Here is a 16,692-nt window from a genome sequence, read left to right as displayed (position 1 = left end):
TGGTGGTGGCTATCGTGGACGCATGACGGACGTCGCACCCACGCCAGGGAACCCGAGCACGGGGACCACGCAGACCTCGGGAGCCCTCGGCTCCGGGATCACGACCGACGAGCTCGACCCCGCGGTCCGACCGCAGGACGACCTGTACCGGCACGTGAACGGCTCGTGGATCGACGCGACGCCCATCCCCGACGACAAGGCGCGGTACGGCTCGTTCACGGTGCTGGCCGAGGCCGCCGAGGAAGCCGTCCGCGCGATCGTCGAGCGCTCCCAGCAGGCCGCTCCGGGGACCGAGGAGCGGAAGGTCGGGGACCTCTACACGTCCTTCACCGACGAGCAGCACCTGGAGTCGCTCGGCACGGAGCCGATCGAGCCCCTGCTCGCCGAGGTCGACGCGGTCGACTCCGTCGAGGACGTCGTCCGCATGGTCGGCCGCTTCGAACGGCTCGGGCTTCCCGGGTTCCTGCAGCTCTTCGTCGACAACGACCCGGGCGACCCCGAGTCGTACGTGGTGTTCCTCGAACAGTCCGGCCTCGGGCTGCCCGACGAGTCGTACTACCGCGAGGACCGGTTCGCCGACATCCGCGCGAAGTACCGCGAGTTCGTCGCCGCGATGTTCCCGCTCGCGGGCTTCGACGACGCGGCCGAGCGGACCGACCACGTGATCGCGCTCGAGACGGCGCTCGCCGCGGCGCACTGGGACAACGTGACGACCCGCGACAGCCAGAAGACCTACAACAAGATGCCCTGGGCGGAGATCGCCGGACTCGCCCACGGTGTCGACCTGCAGCACTGGTGGGAAGCGATCGACGCCCCGGCCGGCGCCTTCGAGACGGTCGTCGTGCGGGAGCCCTCGTTCATCACGGGGCTGGTCGCGCTCCTGCACCGCGAGCCGGTCGAGGCATGGAAGGACTGGCTCCGCTGGCAGGTCGTCCGAGGATCCGCGGCCTACCTGACGAGCGCGCTGTCCGCGACGAACTTCTCGTTCTACGGCACGGCCCTCACCGGTGCGCCGAAGCAGCGCGAGCGCTGGAAGCGCGGCGTCTCCCTGGTCGAGGGTGCGATGGGCGAGGCCGTCGGGCGGATCTACGTGCAGGAGCACTTCGACGAGACGTCCAAGGCGAAGATGGACGACCTCGTCGCCAACCTGGTCGAGGCCTACCGCCAGAGCATCACCGCGCTCGACTGGATGACCGACGAGACCCGCGCCCGGGCGCTCGACAAGCTCGACAAGTTCACGCCGAAGATCGGCTACCCGGTGAAGTGGCGCGACTACTCGGCGCTGGCCGTCGACCCGACCGACCTGCTCGGCAACGTCCGCGCGGTCGCGTCCTTCCAGGTGGACCGCGAGCTCGGCAAGATCGGTCAGCCGATCGACCGCGACGAGTGGTTCATGACCCCGCAGACCATCAACGCGTACTACAACCCGGGCTTCAACGAGATCGTGTTCCCCGCGGCGATCCTGCAGTTCCCGTTCTTCGACGCGGGCCGCGACGCCGCCGCGAACTACGGCGCGATCGGCGCCGTCATCGGGCACGAGATCGGGCACGGCTTCGACGACCAGGGCTCGCAGTACGACGGTGACGGCCGCCTGCAGAACTGGTGGACCGAGGCCGACCGTGCCGCGTTCGAGGACCGCACGAAGGCACTCATCGCGCAGTACGACGCCCTCGTCCCGACCGAGGTCCCGGACGGCCACGTCAACGGCGCGCTCACCATCGGCGAGAACATCGGCGACCTCGGCGGTCTGTCGATCGCGTGGAAGGCGTACCTGCTGTCCCTCGACGGCCAGGAGCCGCCCGTGGTCGACGGCCTCAGCGGCGCCGAGCGGTTCTTCCTCAGCTGGGCCCAGGCCTGGCGGATGGCCATCCGCCCGGAAGAGGCAGCACGCCTGCTCTCGATCGACCCGCACTCGCCGACGGAGTTCCGCTGCAACCAGGTCGTGCGGAACATCGACGGCTTCTACGAGGCCTTCGGCGTGACCGAGCAGGACGCCATGTACCTCGACCCGGCAGAGCGCGTCGCGATCTGGTGATGACCGAACCGGACGCGTCCGCGTCCTCCGAACCGGGTTCCACCCGCCGTCCGCGGCGTCGACAGCACGTCGACGCCGCGGACGGCGTCCGTGCGCGCGGACGGCACCGCGGCGGTGCGGACGAGCGGTTCACGGCCGGCCTGGAGGCACTGGGTGCGTTGGCCCGGGACGGTGCGTCCGTCAGTGCGTCCGTCATCGACACCTCGACCGGCAGGGCCCTGCTGGCGGTGGACGACACGCTCGTGCAGCCCGTCGCGAGCCTCGGACGCGTCCTGCTCCTCATCGAGACGGCCGCGCAGCTCGAGGACGGTCGCCTGCACGGGGACCGGTTGCAGCGCATGGCGCGGGACACGGCGACGGGTGCCGGCCTGTGGCAGTTCCTGCAGGAACCGACCATGCAGGTCCCCGACCTCGCGACGCTCGTCGGTGCGACGGCCGACTCCTGGGCGATGAACGCGCTGCTCTCCACGGTCGGCATCGACGCCGTGCGGGAGCGTGCGGAGGCGCTCGGGATCGAGCGGACCGCCCTGATCGACCGCGTCCGGGACCGCCGCGGGCCGGACGACGCCCCGGACGCCTCGGTGGCCCCCACCGGCGAGCTCGCCTGGCTGATGCGGGGCCTGGCGCTCGGCGAGGTCGTCGACGAGGCCGTGTCGAACCGGGTGCTCGGCTGGCTGTCCCTGGCGAGCGACCTGTCCCTCGTCGCGGGCTCGTTCGGTCTCGACCCCCTGGCGCACCGGGCGCTCGACCACGGTCTGCAGGCGGTCGTCGTGACGGGGTCGTCGACGGGGGTGCGGGCGGAGGCCGGGATCCTCCGCGGGCCGGGGTCGTCGGTGAGCTACGCCGTCACGGTGACCTTCGACGACGCCTCGCTCCAGCGACGCCTCGGGGTGGTGGAGGCGCTCCGGACACTCGGTACCGAGGTGCTCGAGGTGGTGCACGCCCCGTCCTACCGCTGATCGCGGTCAGTCGGTCGCCTGCCCCTCGGGCACGAGCCCCTGCACGTCGAGCAGGGCCGCGCCCGACTCGGCGCAGGCGGTGTAGCCCGACGCGCGGATGAACAGGGACTCCGTCGACCCCGGCGGGTAGACGCGGAAGCCGTCCGCGGCGACCGGCGAGCAGGCGGCGTTCGAGAAGTTCTGCGCGTTCGCGATCTTCAGCGGAGCCACCGCGGTCTGTCCCGGTCCGAGGGTCACGGTCGGGTGCGCCGACGATCGGTCCTGCGTCGCGGCGGCACCGATCTGCGTCCCGTCGCCGTCCCCGACGAACGAGACACCGGGCCAGCCCTGGAGCGTGCACGTCGTCGAGCCGGTGTTCCGCAGGGTCAGGTGGATGATCGTGCTCCCCGCGGCGCCACCGCTGCCGGCCTCGGTCCCGCCGGCGAGCGAGGAGACCGTGCAGGTCGTCCCGGAACCGTCGGCCGCGCCCCCGGTCCCGGTCGGCGTGGCACCGGGCGACGGTGCCGCCTGGCCGGCGGCGGACGGCGTCCCGGACGCGGAGGACCCGGGCGTGGCCGACGCGGTGACCGTCCTGGTCACCGACGGAGCCGGCCCCGACGAGCACCCGGCGAGGACGACCACGGCGAGCAGGCCCGTGGCGGTGGACACGACGATCGTCTTCACGTTCCGCTGCATGCTGCAACGCAACACCCGGCCCGGGGGACGGGTCTCGGCGCACGCCCAGCCGCGCCGAGCATGCTCGCGACGACGAGGCACCAGCCACGCCACACGAGCGACGGAGGTCGGACATGGCAGGCAAGCACGAACAGGCACGCGGCGACGAGGGCCGCGCGGACGGCGTCGAGCCCCGCGCCGGAGCGTTCGTCGACAGCGACATCCCCGGCGACGAGCACGTCACGTCGAACGAGCCCGCCGGCGAGTTCGTGTCGAGCGACATCCCCGGCGAGACCCGACCCGAGGGGGCCGGCGACGGCCGCGACGAGGGCGAGTACGTCGAGTCGGACATCCCGGGCGAGGCCGAGCCGACCCTGGGCGAGGCCGCGGGGCACTACACCGACAAGGACCAGTAGCCCGCAGCCTGGTCGGGCTCAGTCGACCAGACCGGCGGCGACCAGCCGGCGGAGCGTCTCGACGCCCGCCGGCGGGCACCGGTCCGCGTCCCCGGACGTGACCCACTCGACCTCGTCCACCTCTGCGGAGGCGACCGGCGAGGCGGTGTCCGACGCGCCTCCCGGTCGGACCAGGAAGAGCGCCATCGCGACGATCGTCCCTGGAGCCTGTCCGTGCGCCGGTTCCGTGACCGTCCCGAAGGGCTCGACGTCGGCGGCGGTGAGCCGCACCGCGATCTCCTCGTCGGCCTCGCGCAGCGCGGCCTGGACGTCGGTCTCGTGCGGCTCCGCCTTGCCGCCGGGCAGGTAGAGGACGTCGCGTCCGCGCGCACGCACCATCAGGACGCGCCGGTCGCGGACCAGCAGGAGGGCGCTGACACGCAGCGTCGGGGGACCGGTTTGGAGGCTCAGCTCGCGTCCGCCGCGTCGGTCCGGTCCGCGACGGGTGCGGTCCGGTCGGCCAGCGGGACGACGGGGGACGGCAGCTCGGCCTCGGGTTCGGGGTGGACGCCGTAGAGGGCGTCGAGGGCGCCGACGAACTCCTCGCCGCGCCCGGCACGGCCGAGTTCGCGGGCGCGGACGGACGGGCGGTGCAGCAGGACGCCGACGAGGTGCCGGAGTGCGCGCTCGGTCTGCTCGACGGACTCCGGGTCGGCGTCACGGCGCTTCGCCCGCTCGATCTCGTCGTCGAGGATGTCGAAGACGTGCTTCCGGAACGCGACGAGCGCCGGGGTCGTGGACTGCTCGAGCGCCTGGGCACGGAAGCGCGACACGGCGTCGTCCACCATCTGGCGCGCCTCGGACTCGGCGTTCAGCTCGGCGATCGGCGCGTGGATGCTGATCGTCTCGAGGTCGAGGAGCTCGACGCCGTCGACGTCCGCGGCGTCGGGGTCGACGTTGCGGGGGAGCCCGAGGTCGATGACGATCCGGCGCTGTCCGTCGTCGAGGTCGGCCGGTTCGACGACCGGGACCTCGCTCGAGGTGCACGTGATGACGACGTCGCTCGACGCGATCGCCCCGCGCAGGTCGGTGGCGGCGACGAGGTCGTGCTTGGCGGCGAACCACGGCGCGCGACCGGACGGCGAGAAGACCTGGATGTTCGCGGCACCGCGGTCGCGCAGCGCGGCGATCGTCGTGGCGGCGTAGCTGCCGGTGCCGACGAGCAGCACGCGGGTGTGCGCCCAGTCGGTGATGCGCGAGGAGGCGAGCTCGAGGCCGAGGCGGACGAGCGAGCGTCCGGCGGCGCCGATGCGGGTGCGGGTCTTGACGCCGCGGGAGGTGTGCGCGGCTTCCTGGAAGAGCCGCTCGAGCTCGGAGGTCGTGGTGCCGTTCGCGCGGGCGTCCTCGAGCGCGCGTCGGACCTGGCCGGAGATCTCGGTCTCGCCGACGACGACGGACTCCAGCCCGCTCGACACGGCGAACAGGTGCTGCACGACGTCCCCGCCGCCCAGGACCTGGACGGACTCGGCGACCTCGGCGGGCACGAGGTCGCTCGCGGTCGCGACGGCGTCGACGGTGGCCGACACGGCGGAGTCGCGGTCGCCGCCCGCGATGTCGAGGTAGGCCTCGAAGCGGTTGCAGGTGGCGAGGACGACGGCTCCGTCGAGCACGTCGGAGTCCGTCACCAGACGGCTCGCGGCGGTCGGTGCGCCGATGCTCAGTCGCTCCAGGAGATCGAAGCTGGCGTTGCGGTGCGACGCCGTGAGACAGATGAGCACGTCTTCCATCGTAACCCGCGATCGCTGCGCGGGCTGTTCGCTGACCGCGTGCTCATGGACAGCCCCGCGACCGATGGGAGAATCGTCCGGTGACCGACGCCACCACCCCTGCGCTGCCCGACTCCCACCCGCTCGTGACCGGTCGGACCTCGGGGTCGCCGCTCGTCCGGGCGCTCCGTGGGGACCGGCCGGAGACGCTCCCGGTGTGGTTCATGCGGCAGGCCGGTCGGTCGCTGCCCGAGTACCGGGAGCTGCGGGTCGGCACCGCGATGCTCGACGCGTGCCTCGACCCGGCGCTCGCGTCCGAGATCACCCTGCAGCCCGTGCGCCGCCACGGTGTGGACGCCGGCATCTTCTTCAGCGACATCGTCGTGCCGATCAAGCTCGCGGGCGTCGACGTCGAGATCGTCCCCGGTCGCGGTCCGGTGCTCGGGTCGCCGATCCGCACCGCGGCCGACGTGGACGCCCTCGAGCCGCTCGACCCGGCGGCGCTCGCACCGATCACCGAGGCCGTGCAGCGGACCGTGGCGGAGCTCGGCGAGAAGCCCCTCATCGGGTTCGCCGGGGCGCCCTTCACGCTCGCCGCCTACCTGGTCGAGGGCGGCCCGTCGAAGGACCACATCCGCGCCCGCACGATGATGCACGCCGAGCCCGAGACCTGGGCCCGCCTGCTCGACTGGGCAGCGGGCGTCTCCGGGGCGTTCCTCCGGGCGCAGGTCACCGCCGGGGCGTCCGCCGCGCAGCTGTTCGACTCGTGGGTCGGTTCGCTCTCGCGTGCGGACTACGTCGCCTCGGTCGCACCGCACTCCGCCACGGCCCTGGCACACGTGGCCGACCTCGGGGTCCCGCGGATCCACTTCGGCGTCGGCAGCGGCGAGGTCCTGCACGAGATGACGACGATGGGCGACCCTGCGGACACGCTCGCGGTGGACGCGGTCGGCGTCGACTGGCGCGTGCCCCTGGACGAGGCCGTCCGCCGCGTCGGCCCCGGTGTGACCGTGCAGGGCAACGTCGACCCCGCGATGCTGGCGGCCCCGTGGCCGGTGCTCGAGGCCCACGTGCGCGACGTCGTCCGCCGCGGCGGGGCGGCCCGGTCGCACGTCGTGAACCTCGGGCACGGTGTCCCGCCGGAGACCGACCCGACCGTGCTGACCCGCGTCGTCGAGCTGGTCCACTCGCTCGGGAGCGGCGCGGCCGACGGCGCTGGTGACGGCGAGGAGACCGCCGCGTGACCGACGTCGTCGTGGTCGGCGGCGGGGTCGCTGGCCTGGTCGCCGCCCGGGACCTCGCGAAGGGCGGCGCGCACGTGGTGCTCGTCGAGGCGGGGGACCGACTGGGCGGGATGCTCCGCAGGCACACGGTCGCGGGACTCGACCTCGACATGGGCGCGGAGTCGTTCGCGACCCGGACCGACGCCGTCGCGCGGCTCGCGACCGAGCTCGGCCTGGGCAACGACGTCGTGACGCCCGACCCCCGCGGCGCCTGGCTGATGACCCGCGACGGCCGCACGGCCCCGATCCCGCAGACCGGGTTCCTCGGCATCCCCGGGACCCCGATGGCCGCCGACGTCACCGCGGTGATCGGCCAGGGCGGGGGCTTCCGCGCGCAGATGGACTCGCTGCTGCCGTCCCCGGTGGGCGCGAAGGCGACGTCGCTCGGCGCCCTCGTCCGGAAGCGCATGGGCGAGCGCGTGCTCGACGACCTGGTGGTGCCGGTCGCGGGCGGCGTGTACTCGACCCACCCGGACCAGCTCGACCCCGACCGCGTCGCCCCCGGGCTCCGAGCGGCTCTGCAGCGCGAGGGGTCCCTCGCCCGCGCCGTGCTGGCCCTGCGCTCCCGTGCCGCCGCCGGCTCCGCGGTCCAGGGCATCCGCGGCGGCATCGTCCGGCTCGTCGACGAACTCGTGGCGGACACCGAGACGTACGGCGTCGAGGTCCGGATGCGCACACGGGCGACCGCGGTCGAGCGGCACGCGGTCGAGGTCGTCACCGCCCGCGGCACCCGCGAGCGGATCCCGGCGCAGGTCGTGCTGTCGTCCACCGCCGACCCGATGCGTACCGCCGCTCCCGACCGCACCGGCATCGAGCTCGTCACGCTCGTCGTCGACCAGCCCGAGCTCGACGCCGCGCCGCGCGGCACCGGGATGCTCGTGCACCCGGAGGCCGACGGCGTCAGCGCGAAGGCCCTGACGCACGCGACCGCGAAGTGGCGGTGGCTCGCCGAGGCAGCCGGCGGGCGCCACGTCCTGCGCCTCAGCTACGCGACCGCACCGCACGACGACGCGACGGACCCGGCGGGCGTGGCCACGAGCCTCCCGGTCGATCCGGACGACGCGGTCGGGACCCGCGCCACCCGCGACGCCACCGCCCTGCTCGGCGTGCCGGTGACCCCGGACCGGGTGGCCGGCGCGGCCCGCGTCCGCTGGTACGGGCCGGACCTGACGGCGGCCGGTCTGGCCGAGGGTGTCGAGGGCATCGGCGAGGCCTCGAGCGGCCGCGGACTCGCGGGCATCGTGGCGGCGGCCCGGGCGTCCGCTGAGCGCGTCCTGGGATCCTGAGCGGACCGGGGACCCCCCGAGGGCTACTGTGGTGGGACGCCGGACGTATTCCGTTCGGCGCATGACCACCGCACACCGAAACCACGGAGGATTCGCACATGCGAGGCAAGCTCCTGTTCGTCGCCGGCGCCGCACTCGGGTACGTCCTGGGATCGCGAGCCGGACGGGCGCGGTACGAGCAGATCAAGACCGTCAGCGGCAAGATCTGGAACAGCAACGGCGTCCAGAAGGGCGTGCACGTCGCCGAGGACTTCATCCAGGACAAGACCCCGGACGTCGCCGAGTTCGTCGGCGAGCAGACGAAGAAGGTCGTCCGCAAGGTCGGTCAGAAGAAGGACGCCCGCACCTCATGAGCGACACCCGCTCCCGTGGGTCCCGCTCGCTGTTCGGTCTGGTCGGGGACGTCCCGAAGCTCGTCAAGAACCTGGTCAAGGGCGAGATCGACCTGCTCAAGGCCGAGCTCATCGGCAAGGCGAAGATCATCGGCCTCGCCGCCGGGCTGCTCATCGGCGCCCTGGTCGTCCTGCTCTACGCGATCGGCGTCCTGCTCACAGCGGCCGTGATGGGCCTGGCCGTCGTGATGCCGGCGTGGCTCGCCGCGCTGATCGTCGCCGTCGTCATGCTGATCGTCGCCGGGATCCTCGGCCTGATCGGGTGGAAGCGCTTCCAGAAGGCGTTGCCGCTCACCCCGAAGCGCACGATCGACAGCGTCAAGGACGACATCAACGCGGTGAAGGGCATGGGTAACAAGCCCTCGAGCCGACCCGGCATCCGGTCCTGACGAGCACGACCGCGACCAGCACCCCCGACGGAGGAACCGTGACGGACCAGCACGACGACCTGGCGAAGCGCGTCCAGGCGGACCGCGACCAGCTCTTCGAGACCCTCGACGCGATCGAGGACAAGCTCAACGTCCCGAAGCAGCTCGGCATCGCGGCGTCGAAGGTCAAGCGGGGGATCGACGAGAAGCCCGTGCCCTACCTGGCGGGGCTCGCAGCCGGTGTGGCAGTGGTCGGGAGTATCGTCGTAGCGGTGCTCCGACGGCGGTAGACCGCCCCATCGGTGGTCCTCCGGACGCGGCGCGCAGCCACGACCCAGGCAACCGACAGGACGAGGACCCATGAGCTCCGACGTGCAGTCCCCCGCACACGAGACAGACCCTTCCTCGGGCATCGACCCGAACCTCTTGACGGCGTACGCCCTGTGGGCGGTCTTCCGCCGGCCGCTCGGCCCGGTCCACCGTCCGGGTGACGACGCCGTCGCCGAACTCGACGCAGTGGTGGCCGCTGCTGCCGAGCGCGGTGTCACGATCCGCGGGTTCTACGACGTGTCCGGTTTCCGCGCGGACGCCGACGTCATGATCTGGCTGCACGGTGACGACGCCCAGGCGATCCAGGCGGTCCTGCGCGAGGTCCGTCGCACGGGGCTGTTCCAGGACGCCGAGCCGGTCTGGCACGTCATGGCCATGCACCGCGAAGCCGAGTTCAACAAGCGCCACACCCCCGCGTTCCTGCGTGGCAAGGACCCCGAGGCCTGGATCACGGTGTACCCGTTCGTCCGGTCGTTCGAGTGGTACCTCCTGCCGGAGGAGGAGCGCTCGAAGATGCTCCGCGACCACGGCATCGCCGGCGCGAAGTACCGCCGGGTGCTCACCAACACCATCGCGACGTTCGCCCTGAGCGACTACGAGTGGATCCTGCCGCTCGAGAGCCCGGAGCTCGTCGACCTCGTGGACCTGATGCGCGACCTGCGCTACACCGAGGCGCGCCTGCACGTGCGCGAAGAGGTCCCCTTCTTCACCGGTCGTCGGGTGACGACCGCCGAACTGCCGGAGGTGCTGTCGTGACCGACACCAGTCAGATCTCGAACGGGCGGGGCACGGTCCTCGCCGCGACGCCCGCCGCGGCCGACGGCCCCGAGCACGTCGAGGTCCCGACCGCGTACGACGCGATCCTGCTGGCCGGCTTCGGTGGTCCCGAGGGCCAGGACGACGTCATCCCGTTCCTCCGCAACGTCACCCGCGGCCGCGGGATCCCGGACGAGCGGCTGGAGGAGGTCGCGCACCACTACCGGCACTTCGGCGGTGTCAGCCCGATCAACGCGCAGAACCGTGCCCTCAAGGCGGCGCTCGAGGCCGAGCTCGCGCAGCGCGGCATCGACCTGCCCGTGCTGTGGGGCAACCGGAACTGGGCGCCCTACCTCGAAGAGGCCTTCACCGAGGCCGCCGACAAGGGCTTCACGAAGCTCATCGCGATCGCCACGAGCGCCTACTCGTCGTTCTCGAGCTGCCGCCAGTACCGCGAGGACTACGCCCGCGTGCTCACCGAGACCGGTCTGATCGACACGATCCAGGTCGACAAGGTCCGCCAGTTCTTCGACCACCCGGGCTTCGTCCGGCCGTTCGTCGACGGCGTCCGCGACGGCATGGCCCGCGCGATCGCCGAGAACGACGGACTCGACGTCGCCACCGAGCTGCACGTCCTGTTCTCGACGCACTCCATCCCGTCCTCGGACGCCGCGAAGTCCGGCCCGGACTTCCGCGGGTTCGACGACCACGGCGCGTACGAGGCGCAGCACCTCGCCGTGGCCGAGGTCGTCCTCGAGCAGGCGTGGAACGAACTGCTCGAGCAGCCCGAGCACGCGCACCTGCGTGGCACGTCGAAGCCGGCCTGGAAGCTCGTCTACCAGTCGCGCTCCGGCCCCCCGTCGCAGCCGTGGCTCGAGCCCGACATCAACGACTACATGAACGACGAGCTCCAGGGCGGCCCGACCCGCGCCGTGCTCATCGTTCCGCTCGGCTTCGTGAGCGACCACATGGAGGTCATGTGGGACCTCGACGAAGAGGCCACCGAGACCGCCGGTGAGCTCGGCTTCTGGTCGCTCCGCACGCAGACGCCCGGTGTCGACCCGGCGTACGTGTCCGGCCTGGTCGACCTCGTGCTCGAGCGCGTCAACGGCACGCCGACGAGCGAGCGCCCGCACCTGACCGACATCGGCCCCTGGTACGACGTGTGCCGTCCGGGCTGCTGCGAGAACGTCCGCGCCGGGTTCAAGCCCGCGGCGGCCGGCGTCGCACCGTGACGGACGCGGACAGCGCGCCGACGACGACCGACGGCTCGGCAGCGTCCGACGGCCCCGCCCCGATCCGGCTCGGCACCCGCGCCAGCCGGCTCGCGGTCGCGCAGTCGCAGGACGTCGCCGACCGGCTGGCGAAGGCCGCCGGTCGGCCCGTCGAGCTCGTCACGGTGACGAGCGAGGGCGACACGAACCGTGCGTCGCTCGCGAGCCTCGGCGGCACGGGCGTGTTCGCCAGTGCCCTGCGCGAGGCGCTCGTCGCGGGCGAGGTCGACGTGCTCGTGCACTCGCTCAAGGACCTCCCGACGGCGCCCTACGACGGCCTGACGATCGCGTCGGTGCCGAAGCGTGCGGACGCCCGTGACGTCCTGGTCGCCCGGAACGCCGCGACGATCGACACCCTGCCCGAGGGCGCGAAGGTCGGCACGGGCTCGCCCCGCCGGGTCGCGCAGCTCCGGGCGAAGCGGCCGGACCTGGACGTCGTGGACATCCGCGGGAACATCGACACCCGGCTCGGCCGGGTCGAGGACGACCTCGACGCGGTCGTGCTCGCCGCCGCCGGTCTCGGTCGGATCGACCGGCTGGACGCCGCGACGGAGCTCCTCGACCTCGGCTTCTGGCCGAGTGCGCCCGGACAGGGTGCGCTGGCGGTCGAGATCCGGACGGAGGTGTTGACCAGCACGGCGAAGACGGACAAGAACCTGCTCGCCGCACTCCGGAAGCTCGACCACGCCCCGACGCGCCTGACGGTGACGGCGGAGCGCGAGGTCCTCGCGAAGCTCGAGGCCGGCTGCTCCGCCCCGATCGGTGCGACGGCGGTCGTGGACGCCGAGCTGCTGCTCGTCTCCGCGACGGTCTACCGCCCGGACGGGTCCGAGTACCGCACGGCGTCGCACGCCGCCCACCTCGACGGCTCGGCGCAGGACCGGCTGGACGAGGCCCTCGCGGTCGCCGGTCGCGTCGCCGCGGAGCTGCTCGAGAACGGTGCGGCCGAGCTGGCCGACCTCGCCTCGTCCGTTTCACGGGAGCCGGCCGACGGCGACCACTCGGCCGGGCCCGGCCTGGCCACCCCCGCGGAGTAGGCGGTCAGCACGGACGACAGCACCCCCGTCGCGGACGAGGCACGGCCCCCGGTCGTCCTCGTCCCGCGCGGGGGCGCGTGGGGCGACCAGGTCGCCGCAGCGGCCCGTGCACGCGGGCTCGAGCCCGTCGTCGTCCCGCTCATCACGGACGCACCGCCGGCGGACCCGGCAGCCCTCGACGCGGCCCTCGCCCGCCTCGGGGCGGATCCGGACAGGAGGCTCGGCGCGCGGCCCGCGGACCGCACCGGTCACGACGGGGTCGCGCCCGGTGCCCCGTGGCTCGTGGTGACCAGTGCGACGGCCGTCCGTGTGGTCGCCGGACGCACCATGCGCCTCCCGGCCGGGGTGGCCGTGGCCTGCGTCGGCGAGGCGACCGCCCGCGCCGCCCGCGAGGCCGGCTGGCCCGTCGACCTGGTGCCGGACGACGAGTCCGCCGCGGGGCTGGTGGCCGCACTGCCGGACACCGCCGGGCCGGTCCTGTTCCCGCGTTCCGAGATCGCCGCACCCACGGTCGTCGACGGACTGCGGGCCCGCGGCATCGACGTGTCGGACGTGGTCGCGTACCGTACCGTGGGGACGGGCGACGACCCGGTCGTGCTCGTCCCGCCACCCGACGCCGTGCTCGTGACGAGCGGGAGCGTCGCCCAGCAGGTCGTCCGCCGGATGACCCCCCTCGATCCCCGCACGCTCGTCGCGTGCATCGGACCCGCCACCGCAGACGCCGCCCGTGCAGCCGGGCTGCCCGTGCACGTCGTCGCCCGCGGTCGGTCCGCAGCAGCCCTCCTCGACGCCGTCGTCGAGACCCTCCACCCGAACCCCAGAACAGGAAGGTCATCGTGACCGGACGCTTCCCGCAGGTCCGCCCCCGTCGGCTGCGCGCCACCCCCGCCATGCGACGACTCGTCGCCGAGACCCGGCTCCACCCCGCCGAGCTCGTGCTGCCGATGTTCATCCGCGAGGGCACGACGTCGGCGATCCCGATCTCGAGCATGCCGGGCGTGCAGCAGCACTCCCTCGACTCGTTCCGCCGCGCGCTGCACGAGGCCGCGGAGCAGGGCGTCGGCGGCGTGAACCTGTTCGGTGTGCCGACGACGAAGGACGCCGAGGGGTCCGGCGCGACCGACCCCGACGGCATCCTCAACGTCGCGATCCGCATCGCGAAGGAAGAGGTGGGCGACGCGCTCGTCGTGCAGTCCGACCTGTGCCTCGACGAGTTCACCGACCACGGCCACTGCGGTGTGCTCGCGGCCGACGGCTCCGTCGACAACGACGCGACACTCCTGCGCTACCGCGACATGGCGGTGGCCCAGGCCGAGGCCGGCGCCGAGCTCGTCTGCATGAGCGGCATGATGGACGGCCAGATCGCCGCCGCCCGCGACGCCCTCGACACCGCCGGGCACAGCGGCACCGCGCTCCTGGCGTACTCGGCGAAGTACGCGAGCGCGTTCTACGGGCCCTTCCGCGAGGCCGTGGCGTCGACCCTGCAGGGCGACCGCCGGACCTACCAGATCGACGCCGCCGACGGTCGGCAGGGGCTCCGCGAGGTCCTGCTCGACATCGAGGAGGGCGCTGACGTCGTCATGGTGAAGCCCGCGATGAGCTACCTCGACGTGCTCGCCCGCACCGCCGACGTCTCCGAGGTCCCCGTGTGGGCGTACCAGATCTCCGGCGAGTACGCGATGATCACGGCAGCCGCCCAGAACGGGTGGATCGACCGCGACGCCGCGGCGATGGAGGCCCTCGTCGGCATCAAGCGTGCCGGTGCCGACGCGATCCTCACCTACTTCGCGGTGGACGTCGCGCGCCAGCTCAACCAGGAGGCCGGCCTGCGCACGACCGGCAGCACCGCGGCGGTGTCCGGCGTCGCCTCGACCGGGAAGGCCCCCGAATGACCACCACGACGGCGACCACGGCAGCGCAGTCCGGAGCGAACGGCCAGCTCTTCGCTCGTGCCAAGAACAGCATCCCCGGCGGCGTGAACTCGCCCGTCCGCGCGTACGGCTCCGTCGGGGGCACCCCGCGCTTCCTGACCGCCGCGAAGGGCGCCTACGTCACCGACGCCGAGGGGCGCGAGTACGTCGACCTCGTCGCGTCGTGGGGCCCGGCGATCCTCGGGCACGCGCACCCCGGCACGGTCGAGGCCGTGCAGCAGGCGGCGTCCCGCGGGCTGTCGTTCGGGGCGTCCACCCCGGGGGAGACCGAGCTCGCCGAGCTCGTCAAGCAGCGGGTGCAGGTCGACGGCGACGGGCCGATCGAGAAGCTCCGCATGGTGTCCACGGGCACCGAGGCGACGATGACCGCCATCCGTCTGGCGCGCGGGTACACCGGCCGCGACCTCCTCGTGAAGTTCGCCGGGCACTACCACGGGCACTCGGACTCCCTGCTCGCCGAGGCGGGCTCGGGCGTCGCGACGCTCGCGCTCCCCGGCAGCGCGGGCATCACCGCGGAGACCGCCGCGCAGACCCTCGTGCTGCCGTACAACGACCTGGACGCCGTGCGCCGTGCGTTCGACGAGCACTCCGAGCGCATCGCCGCCGTGATCGTCGAGGCCGCCGCCGCGAACATGGGCGTCCTCGCCCCGGAGCGCGGCTTCAACCGGGCGCTCGCGCAGATCACGAAGGCGAACGGCGCGCTGCTGATCGTCGACGAGGTCCTCACCGGCTTCCGGGTCGGCCCCGCCGGCTGGTGGGGACTCGAGGCGTCCAACACCGTGCCGGACGGCATCGGGTGGAAGCCGGACCTCGTCACGTTCGGCAAGGTCATCGGCGGGGGCATGCCCCTCGCGGCCCTCGGCGGCCGTCGGGAGGTCATGGACTTCCTCGCCCCGCTCGGCCCCGTGTACCAGGCGGGCACGCTGTCCGGGAACCCGCTCGCCGTCGCCGCCGGCACCGCGACGCTCCGGGCCGCGACGCCCGAGGTGTACGCGCACCTGGACCGGACCGCGGCGACGATCGCCGAGGCCACGAGCGCCGCGCTGTCCGCCGAGGGGGTGGCGCACACCGTGCAGCACGCGGGGAACCTGTTCTCGTTCGCGTTCCTGGACGAGGCGCCGCGGAACTACGACGACGTCCGGGCGCAGGAGGCCTTCCGGTACGCGCCGTTCTTCCACGCGATGCTCGACGCCGGCGTGACCCTGCCGCCGAGCGTGTTCGAGGCGTGGTTCGTCACGGCCGCGCACGACGACCGTGCCGTCAGCCGCGTACTCGAGGCGCTGCCGGCAGCGGCGAAGGCGGCCGCTGCCGCGACGGCTCCCGCGTAGCCCCTCTCTCGCAGAACGCAACGTCGGCGGTTCCTCGCAGCGCCGTACCGCTGCGCGGCCTCGCCGACGTTGCGTTTCGCGGGGCACCGGGGCGGGATCGGTGGTCAGGCCGCCCGGCGTGCGTGCCAGCGGCCCTCGGTCCGCACCACGGCGAGCGGGAAGTCGAAGGCGTGCGAGACCGCAGAGGACGTGATGACCCGGTCGGCGGGACCCTGCGCCACGACGGCCCCGTCCCGGAGCAGCATCGCGTGCGAGGTCGACGTCGGCAGGTCCTCGAGGTGGTGGGTGACCATCACGCTGCCGAGGTCGGGACGCCGGAGTCGGAGCGCGTCGACGGTGTCGAGCAGGTGCTCCCGTGCGGCGACGTCGAGTCCCGTGGCCGGCTCGTCGAGGAGCAGCAGGCGGGGCTCGGACATCAGCGCGCGGGCGATCAGGGCACGACCGCGCTCGCCCTGGGACAGGACGGGCCAGGCGGCGTCGACCCGCGCCTCCAGGCCGACGTCCGCGACGTGACCCCGCGCGGTGGCGAGCTGCTGGGCGGTGGGTGACCACCGCATCATCAGGTCGGTCGTCCCGGTGACGCCGGTGAGCACGACCTCGAGCACGGTCAGCGGTGACGTCACCCGGTGTCGGGGGTCGACGTGCCCGATGTGCTCGCGGAGCTCCCGGACGTCGACGCGCCCGAGCCGTCGGCCGAGCACGTCGACGGTGCCCGCGGAGGGGTGGCTCGTCGCACCGAGGACCGCGAGGAGCGTCGACTTGCCCGCGCCGTTCGGCCCGAGCAGCGCCCAGTGCTCGCCGCTCCGGACCGTCAGGTCGACGTCGTGGAGCAGGTCGCGGCCGGAGCGCGTGACGCGCAGACCGGTGGCGTGGAGGAGGGCGTCGGTCACGCCCTCCA

At 73.3% G+C, this 16,692-nt stretch carries 18 protein-coding genes; 14 read left to right on the top strand and 4 right to left on the bottom strand.

The window, feature by feature from the left end:
• Positions 1-22 precede the first annotated feature (22 nt).
• Together HUN58_RS02750 and HUN58_RS02745 are read left to right on the top strand one after the other, a co-directional pair.
• The gene (locus HUN58_RS02750) at positions 23-2,035 is read left to right on the top strand and encodes a M13 family metallopeptidase (protein WP_254631606.1); all 2,013 of its coding nucleotides are present in this window, start codon (positions 23-25) and stop codon (positions 2,033-2,035) included.
• Entirely contained in the window at positions 2,035-2,994 is a 960-nt protein-coding gene (locus HUN58_RS02745) for a serine hydrolase (protein ID WP_231049799.1), read from the top strand. Before HUN58_RS02750 ends, HUN58_RS02745 begins: the two co-directional genes overlap by 1 nt.
• 6 nt (positions 2,995-3,000) lie before the next feature.
• On the opposite strand, the gene HUN58_RS02740 is transcribed toward HUN58_RS02745, so the two are convergent.
• Entirely contained in the window at positions 3,001-3,669 is a 669-nt protein-coding gene (locus tag HUN58_RS02740) for a DUF4232 domain-containing protein (RefSeq protein ID WP_180225877.1), read from the bottom strand.
• A gap of 113 nt (positions 3,670-3,782) precedes the next feature.
• On the opposite strand from HUN58_RS02740, the gene HUN58_RS02735 reads away from it, so the two are divergent.
• Positions 3,783-4,064 (top strand): hypothetical protein, encoded by a 282-nt coding sequence (locus HUN58_RS02735; protein WP_144803541.1) that lies wholly within the window; start codon positions 3,783-3,785, stop codon positions 4,062-4,064.
• Positions 4,065-4,082: 18 nt separating this feature from the next.
• On the opposite strand, the gene HUN58_RS02730 is transcribed toward HUN58_RS02735, so the two are convergent.
• Together HUN58_RS02730 and HUN58_RS02725 are read right to left on the bottom strand one after the other, a co-directional pair.
• Complete coding sequence (locus tag HUN58_RS02730; RefSeq protein WP_257222231.1) at positions 4,083-4,487, bottom strand: NUDIX domain-containing protein; 405 nt, start codon at positions 4,485-4,487, stop codon at positions 4,083-4,085.
• 23 nt (positions 4,488-4,510) lie between these two features.
• The gene (locus HUN58_RS02725; protein ID WP_180225876.1) at positions 4,511-5,821 is read right to left on the bottom strand and encodes a glutamyl-tRNA reductase; all 1,311 of its coding nucleotides are present in this window, start codon (positions 5,819-5,821) and stop codon (positions 4,511-4,513) included.
• Positions 5,822-5,910: 89 nt separating this feature from the next.
• Here HUN58_RS02725 and hemE point away from each other — a divergent pair, with 89 nt between their 5' ends.
• From hemE to hemL, 11 genes are all read left to right on the top strand, one after another.
• Positions 5,911-7,053 (top strand): uroporphyrinogen decarboxylase, encoded by a 1,143-nt coding sequence (gene hemE / locus HUN58_RS02720; RefSeq protein WP_229666931.1) that lies wholly within the window; start codon positions 5,911-5,913, stop codon positions 7,051-7,053.
• Complete coding sequence (locus tag HUN58_RS02715) at positions 7,050-8,378, top strand: NAD(P)/FAD-dependent oxidoreductase (RefSeq protein ID WP_180225875.1); 1,329 nt, start codon at positions 7,050-7,052, stop codon at positions 8,376-8,378. Before hemE ends, HUN58_RS02715 begins: the two co-directional genes overlap by 4 nt.
• A 98-nt stretch (positions 8,379-8,476) precedes the next feature.
• Entirely contained in the window at positions 8,477-8,731 is a 255-nt protein-coding gene (locus tag HUN58_RS02710) for a hypothetical protein (protein ID WP_114851235.1), read from the top strand.
• Positions 8,728-9,159, top strand: coding sequence for a phage holin family protein (locus HUN58_RS02705; protein ID WP_114851234.1), 432 nt, complete (start codon positions 8,728-8,730; stop codon positions 9,157-9,159). Before HUN58_RS02710 ends, HUN58_RS02705 begins: the two co-directional genes overlap by 4 nt.
• Before the next feature lie 38 nt (positions 9,160-9,197).
• The gene (locus HUN58_RS02700) at positions 9,198-9,428 is read left to right on the top strand and encodes a hypothetical protein (protein ID WP_114851233.1); all 231 of its coding nucleotides are present in this window, start codon (positions 9,198-9,200) and stop codon (positions 9,426-9,428) included.
• A 70-nt stretch (positions 9,429-9,498) separates the two neighbouring features.
• Positions 9,499-10,224, top strand: coding sequence for a hydrogen peroxide-dependent heme synthase (gene hemQ, locus HUN58_RS02695; protein WP_058741589.1), 726 nt, complete (start codon positions 9,499-9,501; stop codon positions 10,222-10,224).
• Entirely contained in the window at positions 10,221-11,459 is a 1,239-nt protein-coding gene (locus HUN58_RS02690; RefSeq protein WP_180225874.1) for a ferrochelatase, read from the top strand. The genes hemQ and HUN58_RS02690 overlap by 4 nt, the downstream gene beginning before the upstream one ends.
• Before the next feature lie 62 nt (positions 11,460-11,521).
• Positions 11,522-12,535 carry a hydroxymethylbilane synthase gene (hemC, locus tag HUN58_RS02685; RefSeq protein WP_175325573.1) on the top strand — a complete coding sequence of 338 codons (1,014 nt, stop codon included), beginning with the start codon at positions 11,522-11,524 and terminating at the stop codon, positions 12,533-12,535.
• A gap of 141 nt (positions 12,536-12,676) precedes the next feature.
• Positions 12,677-13,375: a uroporphyrinogen-III synthase gene (locus tag HUN58_RS02680; RefSeq protein WP_175325574.1), complete on the top strand. Its 699-nt coding sequence runs from the start codon at positions 12,677-12,679 to the stop codon at positions 13,373-13,375.
• Positions 13,372-14,427 (top strand): porphobilinogen synthase, encoded by a 1,056-nt coding sequence (gene hemB, locus HUN58_RS02675; RefSeq protein WP_167509962.1) that lies wholly within the window; start codon positions 13,372-13,374, stop codon positions 14,425-14,427. The genes HUN58_RS02680 and hemB overlap by 4 nt, the downstream gene beginning before the upstream one ends.
• Positions 14,424-15,794, top strand: coding sequence for a glutamate-1-semialdehyde 2,1-aminomutase (gene hemL, locus HUN58_RS02670; protein ID WP_180225873.1), 1,371 nt, complete (start codon positions 14,424-14,426; stop codon positions 15,792-15,794). Before hemB ends, hemL begins: the two co-directional genes overlap by 4 nt.
• 104 nt (positions 15,795-15,898) lie before the next feature.
• Here hemL and HUN58_RS02665 read toward each other — a convergent pair whose 3' ends face one another.
• Complete coding sequence (locus tag HUN58_RS02665; RefSeq protein ID WP_254631604.1) at positions 15,899-16,684, bottom strand: ABC transporter ATP-binding protein; 786 nt, start codon at positions 16,682-16,684, stop codon at positions 15,899-15,901.
• Positions 16,685-16,692 lie beyond the last annotated feature (8 nt).

The sequence above is a fragment of the Curtobacterium sp. Csp1 genome, from assembly GCF_013347185.1.
Note: the sequence above shows the minus strand (reverse complement) of the source record. Positions and strands in the feature narration are given on the sequence as shown.

Excerpts from the sequence above, each read along its gene's own strand:
- HUN58_RS02750 (WP_254631606.1), top strand. The coding sequence starts at position 23 with ATGACGGACGTCGCACCCACGCCAGGGAACCCGAGCACGGGGACCACG.
- HUN58_RS02745 (WP_231049799.1), top strand. The coding sequence starts at position 2,035 with ATGACCGAACCGGACGCGTCCGCGTCCTCCGAACCGGGTTCCACCCGC.
- HUN58_RS02740 (WP_180225877.1), bottom strand. The coding sequence starts at position 3,669 with ATGCAGCGGAACGTGAAGACGATCGTCGTGTCCACCGCCACGGGCCTG.
- HUN58_RS02735 (WP_144803541.1), top strand. The coding sequence starts at position 3,783 with ATGGCAGGCAAGCACGAACAGGCACGCGGCGACGAGGGCCGCGCGGAC.
- HUN58_RS02710 (WP_114851235.1), top strand. The coding sequence starts at position 8,477 with ATGCGAGGCAAGCTCCTGTTCGTCGCCGGCGCCGCACTCGGGTACGTC.
- HUN58_RS02705 (WP_114851234.1), top strand. The coding sequence starts at position 8,728 with ATGAGCGACACCCGCTCCCGTGGGTCCCGCTCGCTGTTCGGTCTGGTC.
- hemQ (WP_058741589.1), top strand. The coding sequence starts at position 9,499 with ATGAGCTCCGACGTGCAGTCCCCCGCACACGAGACAGACCCTTCCTCG.
- hemL (WP_180225873.1), top strand. The coding sequence starts at position 14,424 with ATGACCACCACGACGGCGACCACGGCAGCGCAGTCCGGAGCGAACGGC.